We start from the raw sequence: 8,923 nt of genomic DNA on the forward strand, positions 1-8,923 counted from the left end.
AGGTCCCAGATCGGCGATGCCTTTCCAACTGGTCTGGATGGCGCGTCGACGCAACTCCTGCGGCGTCGGCTGCAGCGAATGCGCAAACGGCGCCGGAGCACCGGCCAGCCCGCTCAGGCCCAGGCCCGCGCTGAGCAGGTCGTCGCCATCGCGGTGCTCGGTGACACGCACCTCGCCACGCACGAAATCAGGGATGTGCATGCCCGGCTCCTTGGTTGCGGGGGTGACCGCGCACGACACCAGCAAAGGCGCGAGCAGCAGCATCCAACGGGAAATGTGATTGGTCATGCCGTCCACCTTAGCAAGCGGGAGCAACCTCACCATCGTACGAAAGTCCAGCACAGCGCAGGGCACGACAAAGTGACGGCATGACTTTCCGACCTCGACGCCGGCCGCCTGCCCCGCTAACGTCGGCGCCCATGACACGCCTGCTCATCGCCGACGACCACCCCCTGTTCCGTGCTGCATTGCGCCAGGCCGCCAACGAGAGCGTGCAAGGCTGCAGCGTGGTGGAGGCCGCCGATCTCGCCAGCGTGCTCGACATCCTCGCGCATGACACCGACATCGACCTGGTACTGCTCGACCTGCACATGCCGGGCAGCCAGGGCTTGTCGGGGTTGGCTACCTTGCGTGGGCAACATCCGGGCGTGGCGGTACTGGTGGTATCGGCGCACGAAGAACCTCGCATCGTGCGCCGGGCGCTGGATCACGGCGCGGCCGGTTACATTCCCAAGAGCGCCAGCCCCGGCGATATCGCGCAAGCGATTCGCAGCGTGCTCGAATGCGGCAACTGGCTACCGCGCGACCTGGCGCAAGCGCTGGCCGCGCTACCGGCCGACCCCGCCGATGTCGACCTGGCCAGCCGGCTGGCCCGCCTGACCGAACAGCAGTACCGCGTGCTCGCCCTGCTCGGCGAAGGCCTGTTGAACAAGCAGATCGCCGATCGGCTGACCATCCAGGAACGCACCGTCAAGGCGCACGTCACCGCCATCTTCGAGAAGCTCGGCGTGCGCAATCGCACCCAGGCCGGTGTGTTGTTGCGTTCGCTGGATCTGAGCGACGGCGCCATGCGCTGATCAACGCTGCGCCACCGCCACCCGTTGCAACACCTGTCGCAACGCCAGCGGCTTGAGTGGCTTGTAGAGCACGCCAAGGCCACGATCGAGCAGGCGCTGGCGCAGCTCGTTGTCGCGATCCGCGGTAAGAATGACCGTGGGCACATCCCGACTCATGTCGCCGAGTTCGTGCAGCACATCCAGACCGGTGCGGCCGGCGTCCAGGTGGTAATCGAAAATGTGCAGATCCGGCTGCCAGGGCGCCGCCTGCGCTTGCTCCAGCGTGCGCGCGGCATGCACCTGCCAACCCCAACTGGTCAGCAGCGCGCTCAAGGCCGAGAGTGCCGCCGGCTCGTTGTCCAGCACCAGCGCCCGCCCCGCCGGCAAAGGATGCAACGACGCGGCCTCCTTGATCGGTGCGCTGGACGGCGCGACCCGCGGCACGCTCAGTTCGAACACGCTGCCGCGACCACTCCATGACCGCAGGCCCAACGGATGGCCAAGCAACGCTGCCATCCGCTGCGCAATCGATAGCCCCAACCCCAGGCCCTGCCCGCCCGCCGCGCTGCCACGGCGAAACTCCTCGAAGATCCAACGCTGCTCCGCCGATGGAATGCCCGGGCCGTTGTCCCACACCTGCACCTGCAATTGCGTGCCACGGCGACGCAGGCCAAGCAGCACGCGGCCGCCCTCTGCGTAGCGCAAGGCGTTGGAAAGAAAGTTCTGCAGCACGCGGCGCAACAGCTGGGGGTCCGAATGGACCCACAGGCGGGTGCTCACCACGTCAAAACGGATACCGCGATCGCCTGCCATCGCGCGGAACTCGGCCGCCAGCGGATCGAGCACGTCGGCCAGCGCAAACTCGCGAGGCTGCGCCTGCAATCGGCCGGACTCCAGGCGCGCCATGTCGAGCAAGCCGGCGAGCAGGCCTTCGGTGGCCGCCAGCGCACCATGCAGATGACGCACCGTGTCATGGTCGCTGCCGCGCTCGGCCAAGGTGTGCGCAAACAACTGCGCCGCATGCAAAGGCTGCATCAAATCGTGACTGACCGCGGCAAGAAAGCGGCTCTTGGCGGCATTGGCACGCTGCGCATCATCCGTAGCCTCGGCCAGCGCGCGCGTGCGTTCCTCCACCCGCAACTCCAGGGTTTCGTTGGCCGCCTTCAACGCATCTTCCGCACGACGGAAAGCGGTGACGTCGGTAAACGTGGCGACAAAACCGCCGCCGGGCATCGGGTTGCCGCGAATCTCCACCGTGGTGCCATCGGGAAATTGCCGCTCGGAAAGATGCTGCGTCCCGGAGCGCATGTGCATGAGCCGGCGTTCCACGCGGTCTTCCAGCACACCCGGCCCAATCATGCCGCGCTCGATGTTGTAGCGCGTGAGATCGGCCACCGGACGCCCCACTTGCAGCAGCTCGCGCGGATAACCAAACAGGCTGGCATAGCGGCTATTCCACGCCACCAGGCGCAAATCGGCATCGACCACGCAGATGCCCTGGCTCATGTTCTCCAGCGCCGCTTCCAGCACGCGCTGGTTGAAACGCAGATCCTGTGCGGCCTCATCGACAATGGCCGCCACGGTATCCAGCTCGGCGCGCCCCTGCTGCCGTACAAGTTCCAGCAGCAAGCGCGCGGACGATGCCCCGATCACCGCCGCCAAGTCATGCTCCACCGCCGCCACGCGGGTATGCCCCGCGACGCCGTTGCTGGGCGCATCGTCGAACAGATGCTCCACGCGCTCGGCCGGCAAGAAGCGCATGGCCAACGCCCGCAACTCCGCCATGCCCAGGTCCCCCACGCTAGTCGCGCGCGGCGACTGGCTCCAGCGCGAACCCGCCACGGCCGACATGATCGCCACGTTCGCCAGCAGGCTCAGCACCACCGCCCGTCCCAGCCGACTCCAATCGCCCAGGCCCAACAAACCATCGGGCGACAGCCAGGCCAGCCCGAGCGGGCCATCGCGCAGCCAACCCAGGTGATGCGGCTGCAGGGTCGGCAGCAACACGTACAGCCACACCAGCGTGCCCGCCGCCAATCCCGCGGCCACGGCGCGCGGCCCCAGTTGCGGGCGATATACCGCCGCCAGCAACGCCGGCGCCAGCCCCGCGAGCGCGGAGAACGAAATCGCGCCGATATCGGCCAAGGCATCGTTGCGCGCCAGCACGCGGCTATAGCCCCAAGCGAGCAAGATCACCGCGAGGATCGCCACGCGCCGCTGATTGAGCACCTCGCCGCGCAGATCGCCGCGCTCGTCGCGCCCCCAACCCGCGCGCACGCGCAGCGGTGCGATGAAGTGGTTCACGATCATCAAGCTCAAGGCCAGCGTGGCCACCACCACCATGCTCGTCGCCGCGCTAAGGCCGCCAAGAAACGCCAGCAACGCAAGCCCATGCTGCCCGCGCGCCAGCGGCAAGGCCAGCACATACAGATCGGAAGGCACCCCTCCCGATCCCAGCCATGCGTCGCCCAGCTTGGCCAGCGGCAGGATCGGCAGCGAGATCAGCAGCATGTACAGCGGAAACAACCAGCGCGCTGTACGCAGGTGACTGCTGTCGCGACATTCCACCACCCCTGCATGGAACTGATGCGGCAAGGTAATCATCGCCAGCGCCCCGAGCAGGATAAGGGCGGGGAATCCGTTGCTGTCATGCTGCACCGGTGCGCTCGCCATCAGCGCGCGACTGGTCGGGGACAACAGCAAGGTACCCAGGGCCAGCATCGCGCCCAGCTTGAACAACGACTCGAACGCCATCGCCAGCACCAGGCCGCGGTTATGCGCCATCGCCGAGGCACGCCGCGTGCCGAACAGCATGGCGAACAACGCCATCAGCAAGGCGACGTAGAGTGCGCTGTCCTGCCAGGGATCGGCCTCCGACAGCTGCCCGCGGCTGAGCATGCCGTAGCTCATCGCCACCGCCTTCAGCTGCAGGGCGATGTACGGCACGATGCCGATAAGCACCACCACGGTCACCAGCGCGGCCAGCCCGGTGTGACGGCCCAATCGCACTGCAATCAGGTCGGCCAGCGAACCGGCGTTGTAGTCGCGCGCCAGTTGCACCAGGCGTCGCAGCACCGTGATGGCGAACACGTACATCAAGATGGCGCCGACAAACGTCGGCGGCAGCCACCAGCCCGAACGGCTGGCCTGCGTCACGGTGCCGTAGAAGGTCCAGGACGTGCAGTGGATCGCCAACGACAACGCATAGACCACCGCCCAGCGCCGCTCGAACCATGCAGGGCGGCGCTCTCCCACCAGGGCCACGCCGAACAACAGGCCGAGCCAGACCAGCGCGGCCGTGGTGATGGTGGCGCCGGTCAGCATGCGGCGATCATCCGCGCGGAACCGGGGGCGCCATTGAAATCGGCGAACGCGCTCACGTGCCTATACCGGCCAACGACTCCCCCAGGGGGAGTGCGGCTCAATGCGGCAGGCCCAGTGCCTTCACGGCCGTGACCAGCCAACGCAGCTGCACACCTTGGCGGCTGTCGTAATCGGCTCCGGAATATCCCCACCAGTCCCAGCATGCTTGCGGATTCAAGGGCGCGGTACTCGCGCGGGTCTGAGGATACAGGACCGCTACATCGTAAACGTCGGCCCAACGGTTAAAGCCCGCGTCCTTGACGAACGCTTCGCCCACCGTGTCCACGTTCTGCTTGCAGCCGTGGAATGCCACCAATAAACCGCAGGCTTTGCCAGCCAGGCAATCCGGCGGCAGGTAGATGTAGCCCTCGCTGGCGAGGAACGCATCGACGCCCGCCGGGCGATACGTGTCTTGATTGAAGCGACGCAGCTCCCCCTTGGCGATATCCGCCGTGCGCGACGGCTTGCCGAACATCTGGAGGAATATCTCACCCGCCGCATCGAAACCGCAGTGCCCCAGGTACGGCGACACCGATTTATCGCAATCGTCGCCACCCGCGGCAATGGGCAGATTGTGCGCAAAGGCGCGCGCGCCATCGTCATGCACCTGCAGGCCCCTGAGCGCCAGGGAGCTGTCGCGCACATGCTCGTAGAACGCCGCGGCGGCCTCCGCCACCGATGGCGCCACCACGGCGTCGTCCTTGCCGTGCAACACATACACCTTGCCATGCGCCAGTTGCGTCAGTGCGCCGATCTCCCCCGCCGAGGCACGTTGCACCGCGCGCGCCGCCAGCGCGGCCGCATCCGGCGCGGGCACGCCCTTCATACAAGTACTGAGGGCCAGGTCAAGGCGGCCGTTGGCGCAACCGTAGGGGCCGCCTGCCACCAACGCGGCCGAAGGAAACAGCTCCGGATAAGCAAGCTGCACCTGCGTAGCCATGTATGCACCCGAGGACAACCCCGCCACCGCGACCTTGGCCGCATCCAGCGTGAGCCTGGGCAGCGGAGCAGCTTCGTCGGCGCAGGCGACGCCGGCCAGCCAACTCATGACGAACAACAGACTGGCCAGACGGCGCATGCGCTTCTCCTGCGAGTGAGTTCAGAACGTGTAGCGGGCCGACAGCGTCACCATGCGCGGCGCGCCGTAGTAACCCGTGACGATGCCCAGCGCGGCGATGTTGTAGCCCGTGGTGCGGTAGGACTTGTTGGCCAGGTTGCTGCCTTGCAGGCTCAACGTCCACGGCTGGTTGATGCGCCAGATCACGCCTGCGTTCCATAGACCATACGACGGCTGCATGATCAGCGGCGACAACGTGGTCTCCGGATACACGCTGGTCTGGTAGGTGTAGTTGATGCGACCGCTTACGCTGCCGCCGTTATCCAGCGGAATGGTGTGCTCCAGGTTCAAGCCACCCGACCACTTGGGTGCATTGGTGAAGCGCTGCTGGTCGGCAATGTTGACGCCGCTGCTCATGAATTGCGTGTACTTGGTATGCAGGTAGGCAAAGTTGCCGCTGAAGGTCCAGTTCTCCGCGGGCTTCCACGCGAACTCCTCTTCCAGGCCGTCGATATGACCCTTGCCGGCGTTGGTGAAGTCACCGAAGAAGCCCTGTGCCCCATTGGGCAAGGTGTAGGAGGTGAATACCGAGAGCTGGATGTCCGAGTACACATTGCGGAACAGCGCGGTGTTCATCATCAAGCTGTCGTCGAAGAACGACATCTTGCTGCCCAGCTCGTACGACTCTACTTTTTCGTCCGCGATCGGGCGGCAGGATTGGGGAATCGCCGAGCAGTTGGCGCGAATGTTGTAGCCGCCGGAGTGGAAGCCTTCGCTGTAGCTGGCGTAGAGCTTGATTTGATCGGTGGCGGCGTAATCCAGCGACACCTTGGGCGACACGTTGTGCGAGGTATGGGAACCGCTGAAGTTCGCCAGCGTCGCCACCGGCGTGGTGAAGCTTTCGTTGGCGAACGCGTAGTTCTGGATCACCGCCGACTTCTTCTCGCTGGTGTAGCGCACGCCTACGTCCAGGCTCCACTGCGGACTGATGTCCCAGGTGAAGTCGCCATAGCCGGCGTAGCTTTTGGTGCCGATGCTGCCGCCGGTGCTGCCGTACTGCGAGAACAGCGGGTAATACGGCGGCGAGCCGAGGAAGATGTTGTGGATCGATCCCTTGGCAGTGCCGTCGAAGTAGTACAGGCCGAACACGCCATGCACGGTGCCGCCGCTGTCGTAGTTGGCCTGCAGCTCCTGGGTGAACTGGTGATCCTTGTATACCGCCGCCACGTCGGCGATCTTCTCCGGCAACGTGTCGAAGTCGATATTGGTGTTGGTGGACGAACCGCGATAGGCGGTGATCGACTTGAGCGACCAGTCCTGGCTCACGATCCAATTGAGCGTCAGGCCGGTACCCCACAGCGTGGTCTGGTTGATCGCCGGCATGCCGCTGCGCGTATCGAAGTCGCTCGACAACGGCGCATAGGCCGCATCGTACTTGTTGGCGATGAGCATCTTGGCGCCGCGCGGATTGGAGTTGTCGCGCAAGCCATCCACCGTGAGCTGGGCATTGAACGTGCTGCTGGGGAAAAAGCCCAGCGAAGCGCGCGCCGCATTGGTGTTCTTGTTGCCGTTGCGGCTACCGGTGAGTAGATCCTCGCCGAAGCCATCGTTGTGCTGGCTGGCATAGGCAATGCGCCCGCGCCACACGCCATCGGAAGTGGCGCCACCGACATTGGCCTTGATGTCCTTTTCGCCATGCATGCCCACGGTGCCTTCCACCGCGCCTTGCGTCTGGGTGGGAAGCGGGTTGGAGACGTACTTGATGGCGCCACCGATGGTGTTCTTGCCGTAGAGCGAACCTTGCGGACCGCGCAGCACTTCGATGCGGTTGGTGTCGAATACATCCAGCAACGCGCCCTGCGGACGCGCCAGATACACGTCATCGAGGTAGATGCCCACCGCCGGGTCGAAGCCCCAGGTGGGGTCGGCCTGACCCACGCCACGGATATAAGCGGTCAAGGTGGTGTTGGAGCCGCGCGCCGCGTACACCTGCAGCGAAGGCACCTTGCCCTGCAGGTCGCCCAGGTTCTGCACGTTCTGGTTGTAGAGGCTCTGGGCAGTGAAGGCGCTGACGGCGATGGGCACGTCCTGCAGCGTTTCCTCGCGCTTTCGGGCGGTGACCTTGACGCCCTCCAGCTGCTTGGCTTGGGCCGGATTGGCCGTGGAGCTGGTCGTTGCGTTCTGCGGGGCGTCATCCGCATGCACCACCGCAAGACAGGAAAAACCTACAACAAGACCGATAGCCAGACTCAGGTGCGTGCGCTTCATATCCCCCAACTCCCCTCGCTTTGTCGCATCCTGCGGACCCAGGATGCCGAATGCCCTGGAGCTTAGGCAGCGAAATCGGGCGTCACACTTGTACCTTCGTACAGTGCCGTGACGGGGCGGGCCTTTGGATACTCGCCGCCCAACGATGCCCATGATGGGTGTCCCGGGAATTGACTCATGGCATTTTTGATCGTGCTGGCCGCACTGTGTTTTCTGATGTTGGCGGCGTATCGCGGTTACAGCGTGATCCTGTTTGCGCCCATTGCGGCGCTGTGCGCGGTCCTGCTTACCGATCCAACGCTAGTGGCGCCCATGTTCACCGGCCTGTTCATGGACAAGATGGTGGGCTTTCTCAAGCTGTATTTCCCGGTGTTCATGCTCGGCGCGTTGTTCGGCAAGCTGATCGAGTTGTCGGGCTTCTCCAAGGCCATCGTGGCGGGCACCATCGGGTTGGTCGGGCGCAGTCGCGCCATGCTGTCCATCGTGCTGGTGTGTGCGTTGCTCACCTACGGCGGCGTGTCGCTGTTCGTGGTGGTGTTCGCGGTGTATCCGTTTGCGGCTGAGCTGTTTCGCCAGTCGGACATTCCCAAGCGACTCATCCCCGGCACCATCGCACTGGGCGCGTTCACCTTCACCATGGATTCGCTGCCGGGCACGCCGCAGATCCAGAACATCATTCCCACCGCCTTCTTTGGCACCAATGCCTGGGCGGCGCCGTGGCTGGGTGTGCTGGGCGGGATCTTCATTCTGGCGGTAGGCCTGCTGTATCTCGAATCGCGCCGACGCAAGGCGGCGGCGGCGGGCGAAGGCTATGGCACCTCGCTGGTGAATGAGCCGACGCCGTTCCAAGGCGGCAAGCTGGCGCATCCGCTGATAGCGCTGCTGCCACTGGTGCTGGTGGGCGTGGCGAACAAGGTGCTCGGCGATGCCATCCCCAAGCTCTACGGCGCCAGCCACTCGTTCGCACCCGCCGTGATCGGCGATGTAAAGCCGGTGATGCAGGAGATTTCCAAAGTCGCCGCGATCTGGGCGGTGGAAGGCGCGCTGCTCGCAGGCATTGCCTGTGTGCTGTTGTTTGCCTGGCGTTCGGTGACTCAGCGTTTCGTGGAAGGCAGCAAGACCGCCATCGCCGGTGCGCTGCTGGCCTCCATGAATACCGCTTCCGAATATGGCTTTGGCG

6 protein-coding genes are annotated in these 8,923 nt (G+C 65.1%); 2 read left to right on the forward strand and 4 right to left on the reverse strand.

Annotated features, from left to right (window positions below; translation table 11 throughout):
* Window positions 1-288 (reverse strand): D-(-)-3-hydroxybutyrate oligomer hydrolase (locus tag JHD67_RS20195; RefSeq protein ID WP_233172132.1); only part of this gene is annotated, 288 nt, incomplete at its 3' end.
* A gap of 131 nt (window positions 289-419) precedes the next feature.
* Between JHD67_RS20195 and JHD67_RS20200 the strand changes: the two genes are divergently transcribed.
* Entirely contained in the window at window positions 420-1,076 is a 657-nt protein-coding gene (locus JHD67_RS20200) for a response regulator transcription factor (protein WP_199100965.1), read from the forward strand.
* Here JHD67_RS20200 and JHD67_RS20205 read toward each other — a convergent pair whose 3' ends face one another.
* From JHD67_RS20205 to JHD67_RS20215, 3 genes are all read right to left on the reverse strand, one after another.
* Entirely contained in the window at window positions 1,077-4,379 is a 3,303-nt protein-coding gene (locus JHD67_RS20205; RefSeq protein WP_199100966.1) for a PAS-domain containing protein, read from the reverse strand.
* Between the two features lie 97 nt (window positions 4,380-4,476).
* Window positions 4,477-5,496, reverse strand: a complete 1,020-nt coding sequence (locus tag JHD67_RS20210; RefSeq protein WP_199100967.1) for a PHB depolymerase family esterase — start codon at window positions 5,494-5,496, stop codon at window positions 4,477-4,479.
* Window positions 5,497-5,517: 21 nt separating this feature from the next.
* Window positions 5,518-7,743, reverse strand: coding sequence for a TonB-dependent receptor (locus JHD67_RS20215; protein ID WP_199100968.1), 2,226 nt, complete (start codon window positions 7,741-7,743; stop codon window positions 5,518-5,520).
* Between the two features lie 177 nt (window positions 7,744-7,920).
* On the opposite strand from JHD67_RS20215, the gene JHD67_RS20220 reads away from it, so the two are divergent.
* Window positions 7,921-8,923: GntP family permease (locus JHD67_RS20220; protein ID WP_199100969.1), on the forward strand; the 1,003-nt coding region annotated here is incomplete at its 3' end.

Source organism: Dyella sp. ASV21, from assembly GCF_016428975.1.
Lineage (GTDB): Bacteria > Pseudomonadota > Gammaproteobacteria > Xanthomonadales > Rhodanobacteraceae > Dyella.

What these genes read in the sequence shown, in the direction of transcription:
- JHD67_RS20205 (WP_199100966.1), bottom strand. Translation starts at nt 4,379, where the DNA reads ATGCTGACCGGCGCCACCATCACCACGGCCGCGCTGGTCTGGCTCGGC.
- JHD67_RS20200 (WP_199100965.1), top strand. Translation starts at nt 420, where the DNA reads ATGACACGCCTGCTCATCGCCGACGACCACCCCCTGTTCCGTGCTGCA.
- JHD67_RS20210 (WP_199100967.1), bottom strand. Translation starts at nt 5,496, where the DNA reads ATGCGCCGTCTGGCCAGTCTGTTGTTCGTCATGAGTTGGCTGGCCGGC.
- JHD67_RS20215 (WP_199100968.1), bottom strand. Translation starts at nt 7,743, where the DNA reads ATGAAGCGCACGCACCTGAGTCTGGCTATCGGTCTTGTTGTAGGTTTT.